The sequence below is a fragment of the Leptolyngbya sp. CCNP1308 genome (genome assembly GCF_034932455.1).
Classification (GTDB): Bacteria; Cyanobacteriota; Cyanobacteriia; order Phormidesmidales; family Phormidesmidaceae; genus Nodosilinea.
The window spans coordinates 31,177-46,391 of record NZ_JAYGIH010000083.1 but is presented as its reverse complement, the minus strand read 5'-3'; the positions used below and the strand labels follow the sequence as shown (position 1 = coordinate 46,391).

At 58.2% G+C, this 15,215-nt stretch carries 15 protein-coding genes; 8 read left to right on the top strand and 7 right to left on the bottom strand.

Features of this window, described 5'->3' with window-relative positions:
* Positions 1 to 684: 684 nt before the first annotated feature.
* The 6 genes from VB780_RS24890 to VB780_RS24865 form a co-directional block, all read right to left on the bottom strand.
* Positions 685 to 1,812, bottom strand: a complete 1,128-nt coding sequence (locus tag VB780_RS24890; RefSeq protein ID WP_323353885.1) for a peptidoglycan DD-metalloendopeptidase family protein — start codon at positions 1,810 to 1,812, stop codon at positions 685 to 687.
* On the bottom strand, positions 1,796 to 2,218 hold the full coding sequence (locus VB780_RS24885; RefSeq protein WP_323353884.1) for a hypothetical protein: 423 nt from the start codon (positions 2,216 to 2,218) through the stop codon (positions 1,796 to 1,798). Before VB780_RS24885 ends, VB780_RS24890 begins: the two co-directional genes overlap by 17 nt.
* 2 nt (positions 2,219 to 2,220) lie before the next feature.
* A complete protein-coding gene (locus VB780_RS24880) occupies positions 2,221 to 2,769 on the bottom strand; it encodes a hypothetical protein (protein WP_323353883.1) in 549 nt (182 codons plus the stop codon).
* The gene (locus VB780_RS24875) at positions 2,769 to 4,037 is read right to left on the bottom strand and encodes a hypothetical protein (protein WP_323353882.1); all 1,269 of its coding nucleotides are present in this window, start codon (positions 4,035 to 4,037) and stop codon (positions 2,769 to 2,771) included. The genes VB780_RS24880 and VB780_RS24875 overlap by 1 nt, the downstream gene beginning before the upstream one ends.
* Positions 4,021 to 4,683: a hypothetical protein gene (locus VB780_RS24870; protein ID WP_323353881.1), complete on the bottom strand. Its 663-nt coding sequence runs from the start codon at positions 4,681 to 4,683 to the stop codon at positions 4,021 to 4,023. The genes VB780_RS24875 and VB780_RS24870 overlap by 17 nt, the downstream gene beginning before the upstream one ends.
* A 63-nt stretch (positions 4,684 to 4,746) precedes the next feature.
* Positions 4,747 to 5,265 (bottom strand): hypothetical protein, encoded by a 519-nt coding sequence (locus tag VB780_RS24865; RefSeq protein ID WP_323353880.1) that lies wholly within the window; start codon positions 5,263 to 5,265, stop codon positions 4,747 to 4,749.
* Positions 5,266 to 5,457: 192 nt separating this feature from the next.
* Between VB780_RS24865 and VB780_RS24860 the strand changes: the two genes are divergently transcribed.
* From VB780_RS24860 to VB780_RS24825, 8 genes are all read left to right on the top strand, one after another.
* Positions 5,458 to 5,646 carry a hypothetical protein gene (locus tag VB780_RS24860; RefSeq protein ID WP_323353879.1) on the top strand — a complete coding sequence of 63 codons (189 nt, stop codon included), beginning with the start codon at positions 5,458 to 5,460 and terminating at the stop codon, positions 5,644 to 5,646.
* On the top strand, positions 5,643 to 6,206 hold the full coding sequence (locus VB780_RS24855; protein ID WP_323353878.1) for a hypothetical protein: 564 nt from the start codon (positions 5,643 to 5,645) through the stop codon (positions 6,204 to 6,206). Before VB780_RS24860 ends, VB780_RS24855 begins: the two co-directional genes overlap by 4 nt.
* A 349-nt stretch (positions 6,207 to 6,555) precedes the next feature.
* Positions 6,556 to 8,259 carry a hypothetical protein gene (locus tag VB780_RS24850; protein ID WP_323353877.1) on the top strand — a complete coding sequence of 568 codons (1,704 nt, stop codon included), beginning with the start codon at positions 6,556 to 6,558 and terminating at the stop codon, positions 8,257 to 8,259.
* Between the two features lie 22 nt (positions 8,260 to 8,281).
* Complete coding sequence (locus tag VB780_RS24845) at positions 8,282 to 9,076, top strand: hypothetical protein (protein WP_323353876.1); 795 nt, start codon at positions 8,282 to 8,284, stop codon at positions 9,074 to 9,076.
* A gap of 46 nt (positions 9,077 to 9,122) precedes the next feature.
* Complete coding sequence (locus VB780_RS24840; RefSeq protein WP_323353875.1) at positions 9,123 to 11,873, top strand: tetratricopeptide repeat protein; 2,751 nt, start codon at positions 9,123 to 9,125, stop codon at positions 11,871 to 11,873.
* A 231-nt stretch (positions 11,874 to 12,104) separates the two neighbouring features.
* Entirely contained in the window at positions 12,105 to 12,689 is a 585-nt protein-coding gene (locus VB780_RS24835; protein WP_323353874.1) for a ParA family protein, read from the top strand.
* Entirely contained in the window at positions 12,682 to 12,990 is a 309-nt protein-coding gene (locus tag VB780_RS24830) for a hypothetical protein (protein WP_323353873.1), read from the top strand. The genes VB780_RS24835 and VB780_RS24830 overlap by 8 nt, the downstream gene beginning before the upstream one ends.
* A gap of 247 nt (positions 12,991 to 13,237) precedes the next feature.
* Positions 13,238 to 13,786 carry a site-specific integrase gene (locus tag VB780_RS24825; protein ID WP_323353872.1) on the top strand — a complete coding sequence of 183 codons (549 nt, stop codon included), beginning with the start codon at positions 13,238 to 13,240 and terminating at the stop codon, positions 13,784 to 13,786.
* Positions 13,787 to 14,185: 399 nt separating this feature from the next.
* On the opposite strand, the gene VB780_RS24820 is transcribed toward VB780_RS24825, so the two are convergent.
* Positions 14,186 to 14,824: a chemotaxis protein CheB gene (locus VB780_RS24820; RefSeq protein ID WP_323353871.1), complete on the bottom strand. Its 639-nt coding sequence runs from the start codon at positions 14,822 to 14,824 to the stop codon at positions 14,186 to 14,188.
* Between the last annotated feature and the right edge of the window lie 391 nt (positions 14,825 to 15,215).

Below are 15,215 nucleotides of genomic sequence, written 5' to 3'. Positions count from 1 at the left end.
GCTACCGACTGCGTGCGGTAGATACACAACTTGGTCTAGCCCCTACAGGCACCGCTGGCCTGTGGGGGTTTTGTTTTGGGTCGGTTTGACGCCAGTTACCGCCACTCATCGCTATTTACCGCTTTCCTCCGCCATGGCTCTCTGACTCTGACTCCCTGGGCGGCATGGGGCGGCATGGGGCGACATGGGGCGACACCGAGCGTCAAACGGCGCAGCAGCCCCTAGCGGTGAGGGTGGCTACGCCCTAAGAGGGCTACGCTCCCGAACCGTACGTACAGACACTACGCCATCCCTGGCGGGGTGAAATGCCCCTAAACTCGACCTACCAAGCGTTTTAGCGATTTTTGGAGGCCGGATGCTCGCAATAGGCCCTCTGCTACTGCCCCACCCGCCCAATGACCCTTTGATGGGTTGTGAGGGTGGGGCGGCGGCGGCAAAAACTAACAAAAGACCCCCAGCGATTCCCCTTCGGGGACACGGTGTGAACGCCAGGGGCAGAGGTGAAATTCCATTTACGTTAAACAGCTTACCCTTGCTACCGCCTCCATTGACAAGGGCACCCTAGGTAGACAGCGGGCAGGAGTCCTGAATCGTAGATGCTTCCTGAGAACTACCCCCCCCGGTACCGCTGGCCGTGGGGTTTTTATTTGGGCCAACTTAGGCGGATTGCAATGTAGGCTAGGCCTACTTCTCCAGATTCTCCTGCCTTAGCCGGTGAAACTTCTCCGCCGCACTGTCGGCATAGCTCTTAATCGACTCATAGCCCGCCTGGGGGCGAGTATCGTGGGCCAGCTCAGGATTGCCCGAGTACCACTCCGCCGCCACCCGCTTCACCGCCGTGTTCATATCGTGGCCCGCCTGAATTTGCCGCTGTAGCGCACTCTCCAGCTTGACTCCCACGATCTGCTGCTGCATCTCGGGGTTCTGCAAAAACTCCTGGGGCGACACATCGCGGCCCAGCACATCGTAATCCCAGCCGCAGTTGCTCTTCGGCTTGCCGTCCCACGAGCAATTGAGATTCTGCGGCATCACCTGCCCTAGTCCCAGCGCTCCCGTGTCAGGGTTGACGGCCCTGGGGTCACCGCCCGACTCCTTGGCGACAATCGCCTGGTAGAGCGCAATCGTATCCCCCAGTCGCTCATTGGGCTTGCGGCCATTCAGCGCCCAGACCAAGTAACCCTTCTGCGGAGCCTGGGCCACACCGCCTTGTAGCTGCTCCCAATGCAGGTGAGCACCCGTGCTGCCACCCGTGTTGCCCGTCTTCGCCACCACCGCCCCGGCCCGATGCTCACCTCCCTTGCAATGGGACAAGTGAGCTGCCCTAAAGGTGATCTCAGGGAACGCCGAACTGGTCATATCCGCCACCGTGCCATACCCCTTCGGGTCGCTCCAGCAGCGCACCGACACCCGATCCCCGGCGTAGCCAATGGCATGAACCGACACCCCCTCAGGCGTTGGCAAATCAATGCCCGAGTGCATCCGCATCTCGTTGTGGATCGGGTGCATCCGTAGGCCAAAGCCCGAGTTGACCGTGTAGCCCGCAATCACATCACCCCTGCTAATAGAGGCTTTGAAGTCATCGTCGTAGAACCCAACCACGGCCTCAGCCACGGCGCTGACTTTCCTGAACCTTGCCCCCCAGGTTTCATTCGTCTCCTGATCGACCATCACCCAGGTTGAGGTAGCGATCGCCCCCACGCAGCCCAGCTTGAGCACCAGCTCGCCCGCCTGCATCGCCGTGCCAATCACGTAGCGCCAGGTCGGGGGCAACTGCGACCAGTGGGGCTTGATGTCCTTAACGGTTGAGTTCACTGTGGGTCACCTCCCCCTCCGACACCGTCACATCGAGGGCCAGGCCGTTGTCCAAGGCCCAGCGGTAGACCCCGTTACCCAGGGCGCAAGCAGGCTGCCCCAACCACTCCAGGGCAATCGCCTCTGACTCCCCCACCAACGCTCTGCGCAGCTTGGCCTTGGTGGCATCAAGAGCGATAGGGTCAGGGGCCACCGCCACACAGGCTTGCAGACGGGCATCCTCGCCAGACAGACGATTCACCAGCTGCCACGCCGCAGGTTGGTGGGTGTTGACCCACGACCTCACCCCATAGACCGGGTTGTAGAATTGCCCCCGGCCCGGCTGCTTCAGGTCTAAAAACGCGGCCCCGACGAACAACGCCGCCAGGGCCAGCATGTACCGGGTTCTGATTCGCCAGAACAGCATTGCTACTCCCCGACCTTCACAGCGCGAGTGTAGGGTCGAGTCTCAATCGGCTGTCCCACCCGCTCTTCCCCGGTCAAGACCTTGTGGGCGCTGCCCGCAATGCTCTGCGTCGGCACCACCAACATCGCCCCGAAGTTAGTCCCTGCCACCACCGGGTTCCAGACATCGCCCCCCGCTTTAACCGCCGAACCCTGGAGGACATTCAGCCCAGCCGAGAGCACAAACAGCCCGCCCCACACCGAAATGAAGGCTCCACCCATCGTCTGTAGTGGGTGGTTCCGCAAACAGCTGAGGCCGCTGCGAATCACCGGAAAAATGCTCCAGGGATCGGTAGTGGGCGTGATGACAAAGATCGGCTTGCGCTTGCCGCTGGTGGCATCGAACCAGCCACCATCCTGCACGTTAGAGCGCATGGCATTGCGTGGTGCGAGCTGGACGCCGCTGCCCCGACCCGGTGAGGTGAGCTGAGGCGTGATGTCGATGATTTGCCCGTCGATGATCTCAGGGCCATTGTTGCTGTTGGCGAGTTGATTGTTCTTGGAGCTAGCCATTAGGAATTTTCCTCAATGATGGATTTGATACGGTCAAACAAGTCACAGCCCTCCTGGTACTTGTGCCCCTGGTAGCCCAGCACCTCCTTGATCACCTTGGAGCGGGACATCCCCTGGGCCAAGGCGTTGGTTACCGCGATGATCAGGGGCAGATCTGGCCCCTGGGAGGCCTTTTGAAACTCGGTTCGGCTAATAACCGATTCGGCTGTATCCGTTGCTGTGCCGTGGTTACCGCGAGTTATGCCACCGGTTATCGAGGCCGAACTTAGTTCGGGCACCTCATAGGCCACCATCGGCAGCCATTCCTTGATTTCTGAGTGGTAAAAAACAGCCTGCTTGGGCGAGAACGAGCGCTCAAAAATCACCTCATCCTCAATCGGTGGAATGCTGGTATCGGACTTCCTCAGACTCTCCAGATGACTCTGGCTGCTGGGAGTCTGAATCGTAAGCAGGTCAAACGTGGCTCGCATGCCACCGCTGACTCCGATATCGCCCACCAGCGACGACTGAGTAATGGCCCACAGGGCGCGGTCGTCCGTCTCCCCCGACGACAACTCCATCGTGAGCTGCGACTTCAGGAACCCGTCGTACCAAGCCTTGAAAGCCGTCTTCATCATCGCCAGCTCGTCGATGATCAGCACCTTGGGCCGCTGGGGCAGCTGCCGCCAGGCAAAGATGAACTTCTGCATCTGCTCACAGATGTCGTCGATATCTTCCTTGCTCTCTAGAGAATCGGCCATGAAGCCCAGCACGTTGTCAGCCTTCTCCCAATAAGCGTGCTCCTTGGGGTGGTACTTGGGCTGAATCACCCACACCACCGCGCCCTGTTTCACCTGGGCCTGCCGGTAAGCGTGAGCCACCGTCAACCCCTTGCCAACCCGAGGGTTAGCCGAGATTAAGGTAGGCCGCATACGAGCAGCGAGGATAGCGGCAGGGTTGCCCACCCGAAATGACTCAGTCGCCCCAGCGAAAGGCACCTGCCCATTCCAGCCCTGTGGCTCTGGCACGAACTGGGGGCCTGCGATCGCCACCTTGGGCTGCTCTCCCCCCAAGGCCCAAGCTACCCCACAGCCGACGGCCACAGCTCCAAAGGCAATCGCCGCAGGCAGATAGGGGTAGGTTTTCTCGTAGCGAATCTGAGCCCCATTGGCGAAGGCTTCCAGGTCAGCAGGAGTGAGATTGCTGGCGGGCCGTTGCAGGCCACAGAACAACCCCAGAGCAGCCGCCCCCATGGAGCCATAGAGCAGATGGTTAGTCTCTAACTTCATGGGCCTGCACCTCTTCAGACAAAGAGTGTTGCCGGTCGTGGTACTGAACCAGGTTCTCAATCGCCACCACCGCCAGGTTGGTCGGCGGATCTTGGGGCAGCGCCGCCATCGACCGAGCCACCTCCACGGCCTCGACTCGGAAAAGCGCCGCATTCGCCTGTCGCCAATCGCGATCGCCCTTAGCCGTATCCAACATCACCTGGGCATCGCGCTGGTAACGGTTGAGCGGGCAAATGATCTGCTGTTGGTAGCAGGGGTCAGTGGGCTTCAGGACGTCCTGTTCCGCCTGCTGGCGGTAACGGTAGGCCTCATTGTTGAGCACCGACCGACCGACATCGGCCAACACCAAACGGCTGTCTTCGTAATTGCCCGAGAGCCGGTCTTGAGCCGCCGCCAGCACGTTCTCATAGTTAGGGGCAGGCAGTTCACTTTGATAGGTGCCCTCGTCGCCCGTTCGGCCAGACTGAGCAAACGCAAAGGCAATGCCGGAGAGGGCAGCCACCGCGATGCCACCAGCAGCCCAGTAACGGCGGTTTTGCCACCAGGGAACGGGGGTTAGGTAGATGTTTTGGATGGGCGATGCACCGCCAACGACCTCGCGACGGTATTCGAGGGGGACGGCAGGGGGAGTGAATTTAGCTTCCATGGCGTTATGACCAGAGTTACGGCGTTAACAGGATGAAAACGGCGGTTATCAGGGTTAAAACCCCTAACCAGCAGCAGCGGTATCGGGCGTATCTGCAACGACGCCCAACTCCTTTCCCACGGTTTGTTGCAGTTGCGCGTGGGTAGACAAGGCGGAGTTCATCTCGGTAACGGCCATCTCGTGGCCTAGCTGGCGACCCGACTCAGCGGCCATGCCTAGCAGGGCGTTCCTAAAACTGGCCTGATTGCCCTTAAAGGCTCCCAGCGCCTGGGTAAGCTGCTGCTGTTGCAGATGGCGGCTGAGCTCGCTGTTGACGCCCCGAGTTGCCAGCGGCGGGGGCGTGTAAACCGATAAACCATTGCCCAATACATCAACGTGCTGCGCAGGCGGGGCGGGTGGTTCGGCAGGGATAAACAGGGTTTGAGCGATTCTGTCCTGTTCAGCCGGACTCAGCAATGTGGGCAAGCCCTTGCCCTGAGGCGTTCCTGAGATACCCAGAGTAGTCATCTTGCGTCCGATTTCGGTGTGGGACACCCCACAGACCTCAGCAAACTTGCGAATCGATAGTGGTTGACGTTCCACGTCGTTACACCTCTTGTTACAGCTCGAAACTTTGGCAAATCAATGCTTTGGGCGGTTCAGTGGAACCCGGTTGTTCCAGCCACGTTCCACGGATAGTTACAGTGTTAGCATGAATTCATGAATGTATGCCACTATGATTTCATGTAAAAGAGTCGAGCATGAAAACCTGTGGCACTATTGGGTGAATTGAGAATGGATGAACAAGAAATGGCGGCAAGCCGTAGAGCGGATCCTGGCTTCACTCAGGTCTCTGGATATGTGCCTAAGAAATTGGCGCTTGATTTCAAGGTTGCGTTCACCAGGGCGGAGAAAAATCAGAGTGAAGCATTAGAAGCTGCAATCGCTCTATGGATTGCTAGTCTGGAGGACAACAACAAGTGAGTACCACTGGCGACAAAGCCAAACGCTCCACGGTTGCGATCGGCTCACTATCGATCGCTGGGTTTCAAATGCCCGACGGCTCTTATCGAATGAGCCAAACCCAGGCGGCTGAATGTATTGGTAAGCCTGAAATTAACGCCCGACGGTTTTTAGACTCTAGGGGCATCAAAGCCTTGCGAGGTGAGGGTTATACGCCCGACACTATTGAAGTGGATTCGCCAGAGCAAGAGCGTGGCCAAACCCGCTTTAATGCCCTGCCGCTCGATGTCGTCAGTGCGTACTGGCTGTGGGAGGCATCCAAGGGCAATCAGCAGGCGATCGCACTTTGCTACGCCCTTATGGCTGAAACTCTAGAACGCCGGTTTGATAATGCCTTTGGTGTGGAGCGTAGCGAGAGCGATCGCGAGGCTTTGCTTGCCCAACGGCTCCAGGCCGATTTATCCGCATTGGGCGAGGCCTACGCAGAACCTGACGAACTGCGTGAACAGGTGGCCCGACTGGAACAGCAGCTCCGCGACGCTGGTCTAGAGCCCTGGCAACTACCGCCGAGCGAGCGGTAACCACAGTCTTTTGTTGCACGTTAGGAGGCCGATACCAACCCCAAAACCCCTATGAAATCAAATATCTAGAGTCGGCTTGCCCGGTGTAGACACCTGTACTATGATCCGGCAATGATTGACGCCCCGCTGGGCTGACCACTTAGCGATCGCGTGAATCAGTGTTAAGCGTCCTGACCAGACCCTTAATACGCAAAAAGAACCGGCAGCGAATGCCACCGGCTCTTTAAAAAGCGAAAACCCGAGAGGACCAGTTCCCGAGTCACGCGCTGATTACTTGTGTGGCTATGGTAACACCGGATCTCTCTCGGGGCAATACTCATTGCTCTTTTTTAGGAGAGAGAGGCCCCCCATGACCGCATCTATAGGATGGGGCGAGGAGTCGCGTAAGACTCCCCGTTCCGAACCCCTTCCCGCTGACCCCACCGGCCAGCGGCTGTGTGAAATCTTTGGCCACTACCCTTGGAGCTTCATTCGTGCCGACCTGCCGGATGACGCCACCACCAAAGCCGCCTGGACAACCGTCAACACCTACCCACTGCGGCCCCGCGTGCTGTGGAACCAGTGGCAAGACGCCAACCAGCTGATCGGCGTCCGCTTCACCCACGACACCCGCTACGCCCTGCTCGACCTCGACGCTGGCGGTGACTACTGCACCGCCGAAGGCGTCGCCCAGATCCGAGCCGCCCTAGAGACCATTGGCATCACCCGCACCCTGCTGATTCGCTCCAGCTGGAGCGGTGGCCTGCACCTCTACCTCCCCTTTGCCGAACTGGTCAACACCTTTAACCTGGCCGTCACCCTCAAAGAATGCCTCCAGAGCCAGGGGTTTCGGCTCCAGGCGGGGCAGCTCGAAATCTTCCCTAACGTCAAAGCCTACGGCGTTCAGACCTTCATCGAATACATGGGCCACCGGCTGCCCCTCCAGCCGGGCAGCGGCTCCTGCCTGCTCGACGATGCCCTCAACCCCATCGGTAGCAGCCTGGCCCGGTTTTTCTGGCTCTGGGATGGCGCAGCTGGCCACCAAGACATGGAGGCCCTGCGCCATGCGATGAAAATTGGCCGTGACAACCACCGCAAGCGACCCAAGCGCCGCAGCCACCCCGTCGAGAGCTGGCGACACGACCTCGATACCATCATCACCGAGGGCTGGACAGACTACGGCCAGACCAACCACCTACTCAAAACCATCGCCTGCTACGGCCACGTCTTCGAGGGCACCCAGGGCCAAGCCCTGATCGACTACACCCTACGCATTGCCCTCACCTGCCCCGGCTACGAGCAGTACTGCCGCCACCAGCACGACATCGTGCGTAAAGTCACCGCCTGGGCCAGAGCTGTCGAAGGCTACTACTGGCCCCTGGGCACCACCCCCAGCCGCGATACCAGCCAGCCCAAAAACAACCTGGTGCCCTTCAACCAGCAGCAGGCCGAAGACGCCCAGCACCGCATCTGTGCCGCCTATACCGAGCTAGAGCAAGCCGGAGATCTGCCCGAGCAGATCACGGCCCGAGCCAAGGCGATCGCTCAAGCGGCCAAAGTCAGCCAGCAGACCCTCTACAAGCACCTCAGCCTCTGGCACCCCGCCCACCAAGAGGGTGTAATAGCCCAGCTAGCAAGCCTTCTAGCCTCTTCAGAGGCTAGTTCTGAAGCCTTACCCAAAACGCCAGAACCATTAGAAATCAAGGAATTACACCCCTCGGAGAGATATATGAAGGGTGAGGCGCTTTGCGCCGGTGATTTGGGGGCGGATTTAAAATCTTTTTCTCCGGAAAGGGGGGTGCGGGGGGATGAGTCTGCTTTTCCACAGGAGGCAGAGCCTGTAGCCTACGACCCAGGCCTGCATGAGCAGATTCAGCACGAGATCAGGAGTCTGGGGTGGTCTGGGGAGGTGATTCGCCAGTTCATTGCTGACCAGTTTGAGGGCAAACGCTGGTCTGAGCTGACTGAGGATGAGCGGTTGCTACTGCTCTATCATCTGCGTGTGCTTGATTCTCTCGATGCTGGAGAGCCTGCTGATGTGAACAATCAGGATCCCTCACCCTCTAACCAATAGTTTTTTCCTCAAGAGTGTCGCTATGCCTGAATTTCGCGCCGGTCAAATGATCCCCCTGCGCTACAAGAGCCAGGAGATAAAGGCCATCATCATTGACCCCAACGGACTGGGGCCGGATAAACCCTCTATTGGCATGGGTTTTCGCGGGATGGATCGACAGATTGGTATCCCCCAAAGCACCTTGACCAGGAGGGTGATGCAAATCGAGGGGGAGAAGTACCTAGAACTCCCATCTGGCAGTACTTTCAGGGTGATGCAAATCGACGCGGAAGACGGGAACGAATACCTGGTACTAGAAGCCTCTGACTGGGCGGCGCTGGCCCTCGACTGGGCCAAGAACCCCGGCAAGCTGCGGAAGCCTTCCCGCGATGGATTGATTGAGTTTCTAGCCTGGTTCGCCGCCGAGGGCATCTACGCCCAGGCGTACACGATCCTCAAGCGCGTCTACACGCGAGAGGATGACCAGCGCGTGCAGAACTGGATCATGTCGCGGGAGACAGGCAAGCCCGCCCGCGCTGAATGGGGCTGGGAGGTACAGGAGAAAGATCCACGGGGCCGCTACGGCTACTGGACAAACTACGTCTACCGGGGCCTCTTCGGCATGGACGCGGCCACCATGAAGGAAACCTGGGCCAACCCAGTGCATGGGGATGCCCGCATTGCCCGCAACTATGTGCCCGAATCGGTGGGACTAGAGGCGATCGCCTACTGCGAGAAAATGGTGGGCCTCCTCGACCTCGATGATATTGAGCAGTCCCATGACGAAGCCATTCGGCTCACTCAGATCAAGTTTGCCAAGCATTTTCCGATGGCGTGACATGAAATGGAAAAGGGTGAGATTACATTAGCCAGGGGAAAGACCGATGACCGATAACACGGCTCAACGACTGGCTTTATGGCAAAGGCTAGTGAGCCTACCGCCGCCTCAGTTTGAGCAGGTACTCTTTAGCCTTAAGCCACCCTCTGGCAACGTGCCGCCGTTCCCGGCGGCCCAAAGCGATCGCGTCAGTGCTCTGTTGGCCTGGGCCGAAAGCATTGGCTGTGGCCTCGATCGGGTAGAGGCTACCTATACCCTGGTCATCGACCCTAAAGCCGCTAACCGGCCACCGGCCCCAGTCTTCAACCTACCCTTTCCCCGCAACCCCTTTTTCACGGGTAGAGAAGACCAACTACAGGCCATCCACACCGCCCTGACCAGCCGAGGCCGAGCCGCCCTCTCTGGTCTAGGGGGCATTGGTAAAACCCAAACCGCTCTGGAATATGCCTACCGCCATCAGGCTGAGTATGAGCATGTGTTTTGGGTCAGAGCTGAACAGGAAACTGAGCTGATCACCGGCTATGTGGCTTTGGCGAAGGCGCTACAACTCCCTGGCCACCAGCAGGAGGATCAACAGGCGATCGTCGCCCTGATGAAACAATGGCTGGCCACCCATGATCGCTGGCTGCTGGTGCTCGACAACGCCGATGACCTGCGCCAGATGCGGACCTACCTACCGGCTACCAACGGCCATATCCTACTTACCACCCGCGCCCAGGCTCTAGGCGACTTGGCCCATAAGGTCGAGGTCACCCGCATGGATGCCGATGAAGGAGCCCTACTGCTGCTGCGCCGGGCTAAGGCAATCGTCGATGATGCCGACCTGGCCACCGCCTCAGACCATGACCAGGCCTTAGCCCATGCCCTCAATACTGAAATGGATGGCCTCCCCCTGGCTCTCGACCAGGCCGGTGCCTACATCGAAGAGCTGGTGCTGAGCCTGGAGGAATACCTGGATCTGTTTCGCACCGAAAAAGCTGAATTGCTCAAGGAACGGGGCCAACTTAACTCCGACCACCCCAGTGTTACTGTCACCTTTACCCTGGCCTTTGAGAAAGTCGCCGCTGCCAGTGCCACTGCTGCCGAGCTGGTGCGGGCCTGCGCCTTCCTCGCCCCCGATGCCATTCCCGAGGAAATTTTTAGGGAGGGGATTGCTGCCTTTGAAGCACCCCTGAGTACCCTCGCTGAGAGCAAACTGGCGCTATCCAAAGCCATTGGCGAAGCTACCCGATTCTCACTCATCAGCCGTAACCCCCAGGCCAAAACCCTGACGATCCATCGCCTGGTGCAGGAGGTGCTGAGATCGGCCATGGATGAATACAGCCAGCGGCAGTGGGCAGAGCAGGTGGTAGAGGCCGTAACGACAGTGTTTCCTAAGGCCCAGTTTGAGAACTGGGTGCAATGCGATCGATTGATCGTTCATGCCCAAGCCACCACCAACCTGATCTCGGTTTACGGGTTAGCTTCAGAAACAGCCGCATTACTTCTCAACCGCACCGGCTATTACTACGCCTCCCAAGGGCGCTACGGGGACGCCGAACCCCTCTACTTGGAGACCTTAGCGATGCGGAAGCAGATCTGGGGCGAGACCCATCCCGATGTCGCCATCAGCCTCAACAACCTGGCTGCGCTCTACTCTTCCCAAGGGCGCTACAGGGAGGTCGAACCTCTCTACCTGGAGGCCTTGGCGATGAGTAAACAGCTCTTGAGCGAGGCCCATCCCGCTGTCGCCACCAGCCTCAATAACCTGGCCGTGCTCTACGCCTCTCAGGGGCGTTACGGGGACGCCGAACCCCTCTACCTAAAGGCCTTAGCGATGCGGAAGCAGATCTGGGGCGAGACCCATCCCGAGGTCGCCACCAGCCTCAATAACCTGGCCATGCTCTATGCCTCTCAGGGGCGTTACGGGGACGCCGAACCCCTCTACCTGGAGGCCTTGGCGATGCGGAAACAGCTCTTGAGCGAGGCCCATCCTGATGTCGCCCAAAACCTCAATAACCTGGCCATGCTCTACAAATCCCAGGGGCGCTACGGGGAGGCCGAACCCCTCTACCTGGAGGCCTTGGCGATGTATAAGCAGCTCTTGGGCGAGGCCCATCCCGAGGTCGCCACCAGCCTCAATAACCTGGCCGTGCTCTACGACTCCCAGGGGGGCTACGGGGAGGCCGAACCTCTCTACCTGGAGGCCTTGGCGATGCGGAAGCAGATCTGGGGCGAGACCCATCCCGAGGTCGCCACCAGCCTCAATAACCTGGCCGTGCTCTACAAATCCCAGGGGCGCTATGGGGAGGCCGAACCCCTCTACCTGGAGGCCTTAGCGATGTATAAGCAGCTCTTGGGCGAGGTCCATCCCAATGTTGCCAACAGCCTCAATAACTTGGCCGTGCTCTACGCCTCCCAAGGGCGCTACGGGGAGGCCGAACCCCTCTACCTGGAGACCTTGGCGATGCGGAAACAGCTCTTGAGCGAGGCCCATCCCGAGGTCGCCCAAAGCCTCAATAACCTGGCCACGCTCTACTCTTCCCAAGGGCGCTACGGGGAGGCCGAACCCCTCTACCTGGAGGCCTTAGCAATGTATAAGCAGCTCTTGGGCGAGGCCCATCCCGATGTCGCCACCAGTTTGTTCAGTTTAGGAGCCCTACGCTATAACCAAGGCCGCTATTGCGAAGCCCAAGCCCTACTCCTCCAAGCTCATCCCATTTACCTGGCCCAGCTCGGCCTCAACCACCCCAACACTCAGGCGCTGCAAAGCTGGATTGATGATACCCAAGCGGCCCTGGATAGTGAACCGCACTAAGTCAGAGCCAGCACCTCAGGCCCCAGCCCTTCCCGATCGCACAGAAGAGATCCACCCTTAGCCACCTAACGCCAGAACCTGGTTAACCAGACAACCAGACAACCAGACAACCAGACAAAGTTTTCACCAGGAAACAGGCCAAACCAGCGTCCTGACGGTAGAATCTGGTCATCTGCCTAACCAGCAGACCAGACAACCAGATAGACAGACAACCAGATGAGAATTATCACTGTGACTGGGTACAAAGGGGGCTGTGGTAAATCCATGACGGCGATCCATGTCGCTACCTACCTCAGCCGCCTGGGGGATGTGGTGCTAGTGGATGGCGATCCAAACCGCACTGCGATCGCATGGAGTGAACGCGGCGAACTACCGTTCTTGGTAGCCGACGAGCGTAAGGCCATGAAGGTAGTGCAGGGCCGGGACTTCATTGTGATTGACACCCCAGCCCGCCCCGACTCATCCGATCTCAAGGAATTAGCCGACGGTGCCGACCTGCTGATCCTCCCCACGGTGCCCGATGTGGTGTCCCTAGAGCCCATGCTGCAAACCGCTAGCGATCTGGGCGACGCCACCTACCGGGCGCTGCTTACTCTCGTTCCCCCTAAACCCAGCCGGGAGGGGGAACTAATGCGGGCTGAGCTGGGCGATAACGGGGTACCAGTCTTTAAGACGATGATTCGCCGGGCAGCAGGCTTTCAAAAGGCCGCTCTCGCGGGGGTGCCGGTGTCGGGGCTGACTGGGCGCGATCGCCTGGGCTGGCTCGACTATGAGGCGCTGGGCAAAGAAATCTTGGAGGTACTAGGCAATGGCTGAGCAGCAAGGCGGGAAGTACGGGTCACTAATTCGGCAGGCCAAGCAGACAAAACCAGGTGACCAGATAGCCAGCAAACCAGATAGCCAGCAAACCAGCAAAACAGATAACCAGACTGCTGGTTTGCTAGAAATAAGCGACCTGGTCAAAGAGAAACAAGTGAACCTCTGTGTCAAGGTGCCTGAGTCGTTAAGACGGCACTGGGCCATCCAGGCGAAAATCCAAGACATCACAATGACCGATGTAATGGTGGAGGCACTGACCCAGAAGTTTGGTTTGCCAGATGACCAGGCAACCAGATAGCCAGATGACCAGATTTCTGATTCTGGGATGCGAGGCGATCGCCCGTTAATAACGAGAGAACTCCCCATAGTCTCACCATTCCAGCCCTGAGACAGTACAACGCAGAATCAAGGGTTTCCGGCAGTCTCACCTGAGACACCAACCCACCCGATGACCCAACACCCCGAAACCCTTATAAACCGTCGTTTCCTACTCTACAAAATCTCAATATTGTCTAGTAAAGTAAAGCAGGCACACCACGGATCCGATGAGCACGAACGGCCAGGCGAAGGTTTTAACCCATGACGAAATTGCCCGGCTGTTTGCGGCTATGGACTCTCCTCGCGATAAGGCCCTGTTCGGCATCATGCTCTATTGCGGGCTGCGGGTGAGTGAGGCGATCTCACTCCGGCCAAGCGACATTAAGGGTGATGTGCTGGTGCTGCCCGCCAAGGCGACGAAGGGCAAGTTGGCCACCCGGCAGATCGATATTCACCCCAAGCTGGCGGGGCTGCTGGCGGCCTATGACAATGGCGGGGCCGAGTACCTGTTCCCCGGTCGGCATGGCCGGGCTAAGCTAGCCCGGTCGTCGGCAGATTGGCTGCTCGACCAGGCGCTGGCTTATGCTGGGCTGGCGGGACTGGGGATTAGCACCCATAGCTTCAGGCGCACGGCGCTAACGAATTTGAGTAACGCGGGGGTGCCCCTGCGAGTGATTCAGGAGATTAGCGGCCACCGCAGTTTGGCCAGCTTGCAGCGGTATTTGGAGGTGAGTCCGGAGCAGAAGAAGAGGGCGATCGCTGCTCTAGGGTATTAATGATGCGAGTCACATCCCCCTCAGCTCTCGCTACTGATCAGAAGCTAGTGTTATACCAAATCCGAATCACACAACCCCGATTTCCAATTAGTCAAACTGTAGGGGCGTAGACGTAGCCGATCCAGAGGCTCTATGGCATTCACCCTTTTGAATCAGGGGTAACCAAGCAGAATTTAGTATTAGTAGTGATGCAGAAAAATTCTTGAGTCTCATGATGGACGGCCTAGACGGTCAAAATAGTGGCTGAAACGTATTGCCTGCGTTCGAACCCTAGAGCAATCCCAAATCTGCTGTCCTGGCAAGAATCCTTTATTTATAAGATCTGAGTTCGACGAAAGTGAAGCGCGGAAGGAAAGGCTAAGGGTTACGCTCAAAGTGTTGAATTCTAAGCAACTCAGGTTAGGCAACAATTTTTTCTTCGGGCGGTCCTTCGGGCTCTGGCTGTTCAGTAGTCAGGGCAGATTCCCCTTCGTTGCCGCCAACTAGGGCTACGATCTGTTTTGCCAGAGTAGCTAGTGGCAGTACCTGGTCGACAGCTACGCGGGCAATCGCATTTGCAGGCATGCTTCTAAACATCGTCTCAGCAGGATCTTGGACTAGGGCAATGCCCCCCTGCGATTTCACGGCCTGCAGGCCGTGGGTACCGTCATCGAGCATGCCACTCAGCACTACTCCGATCACGCGATGGCCAAAGGCCTGAGCCGCTGAGCGAAACATCAGATCAATAGCGGGGCGATGGCCGTTTTCCTTGGGGCCACAGCTGAGTTCAAGGGTGTGTGGGTGAATCAGCAAATGGTAGTCGGGCGGCGTGATATAGATATGCCCCAGCTGGATGGTTTCGCCGTCTTGAGCGTGAGTGGCTGGTAGCGTACGAAGCCGGGTGAGAATGTCAGGCAAAAAGCTAACGCGGTTCGCCGGGAAATGCACCGTTACAAACAGCGCAGCGTTTAGATCGGGAGGGAGTTGCTTAACGAGCGGCATCAGTGCTTCAACCCCGCCTGTAGAAGCCCCGATTACGACAATCCAGTGCTCTGTCATAATCTGCTTCCACAAATTAATTCGACAAAAAACTATAGCTTGCTAACCAGATTATCAAGCCCGTCTGGCATCAACCTCAACCCTAAGCTGAGTTCAACCGATTATCGAACGGTCAATAACCAGCTCAAAACCCTGCCACAAAACGCTTTTTAGCTGTCGAACTCAGGTTCATAAGGGTTTCAGGAGTTTTCTGCACCACCAAGGGCCTTGCTGTCCCAACTCGGTTTTCAAGTTTGTCAAGCTTTTCCACGTCTATCGCAGCGGCAATTGTGGACTGCCCTTCTCCGTCGGCTCGACTAAATGCTCAACCGCTTGTGGCAAAGTTTGGTCATGGATAGCTGTCAACCTACCACGGTCGAACGTTGCGACCTGAATGAATAACAAGACTGAT

Excerpts from the sequence above, each read along its gene's own strand:
- VB780_RS24885 (WP_323353884.1), bottom strand. The coding sequence starts at position 2,218 with ATGCTGTTCTGGCGAATCAGAACCCGGTACATGCTGGCCCTGGCGGCG.
- VB780_RS24880 (WP_323353883.1), bottom strand. The coding sequence starts at position 2,769 with ATGGCTAGCTCCAAGAACAATCAACTCGCCAACAGCAACAATGGCCCT.
- VB780_RS24875 (WP_323353882.1), bottom strand. The coding sequence starts at position 4,037 with ATGAAGTTAGAGACTAACCATCTGCTCTATGGCTCCATGGGGGCGGCT.
- VB780_RS24870 (WP_323353881.1), bottom strand. The coding sequence starts at position 4,683 with ATGGAAGCTAAATTCACTCCCCCTGCCGTCCCCCTCGAATACCGTCGC.
- VB780_RS24860 (WP_323353879.1), top strand. The coding sequence starts at position 5,458 with ATGGATGAACAAGAAATGGCGGCAAGCCGTAGAGCGGATCCTGGCTTC.
- VB780_RS24850 (WP_323353877.1), top strand. The coding sequence starts at position 6,556 with ATGACCGCATCTATAGGATGGGGCGAGGAGTCGCGTAAGACTCCCCGT.
- VB780_RS24845 (WP_323353876.1), top strand. The coding sequence starts at position 8,282 with ATGCCTGAATTTCGCGCCGGTCAAATGATCCCCCTGCGCTACAAGAGC.
- VB780_RS24840 (WP_323353875.1), top strand. The coding sequence starts at position 9,123 with ATGACCGATAACACGGCTCAACGACTGGCTTTATGGCAAAGGCTAGTG.
- VB780_RS24830 (WP_323353873.1), top strand. The coding sequence starts at position 12,682 with ATGGCTGAGCAGCAAGGCGGGAAGTACGGGTCACTAATTCGGCAGGCC.
- VB780_RS24825 (WP_323353872.1), top strand. The coding sequence starts at position 13,238 with ATGAGCACGAACGGCCAGGCGAAGGTTTTAACCCATGACGAAATTGCC.
- VB780_RS24820 (WP_323353871.1), bottom strand. The coding sequence starts at position 14,824 with ATGACAGAGCACTGGATTGTCGTAATCGGGGCTTCTACAGGCGGGGTT.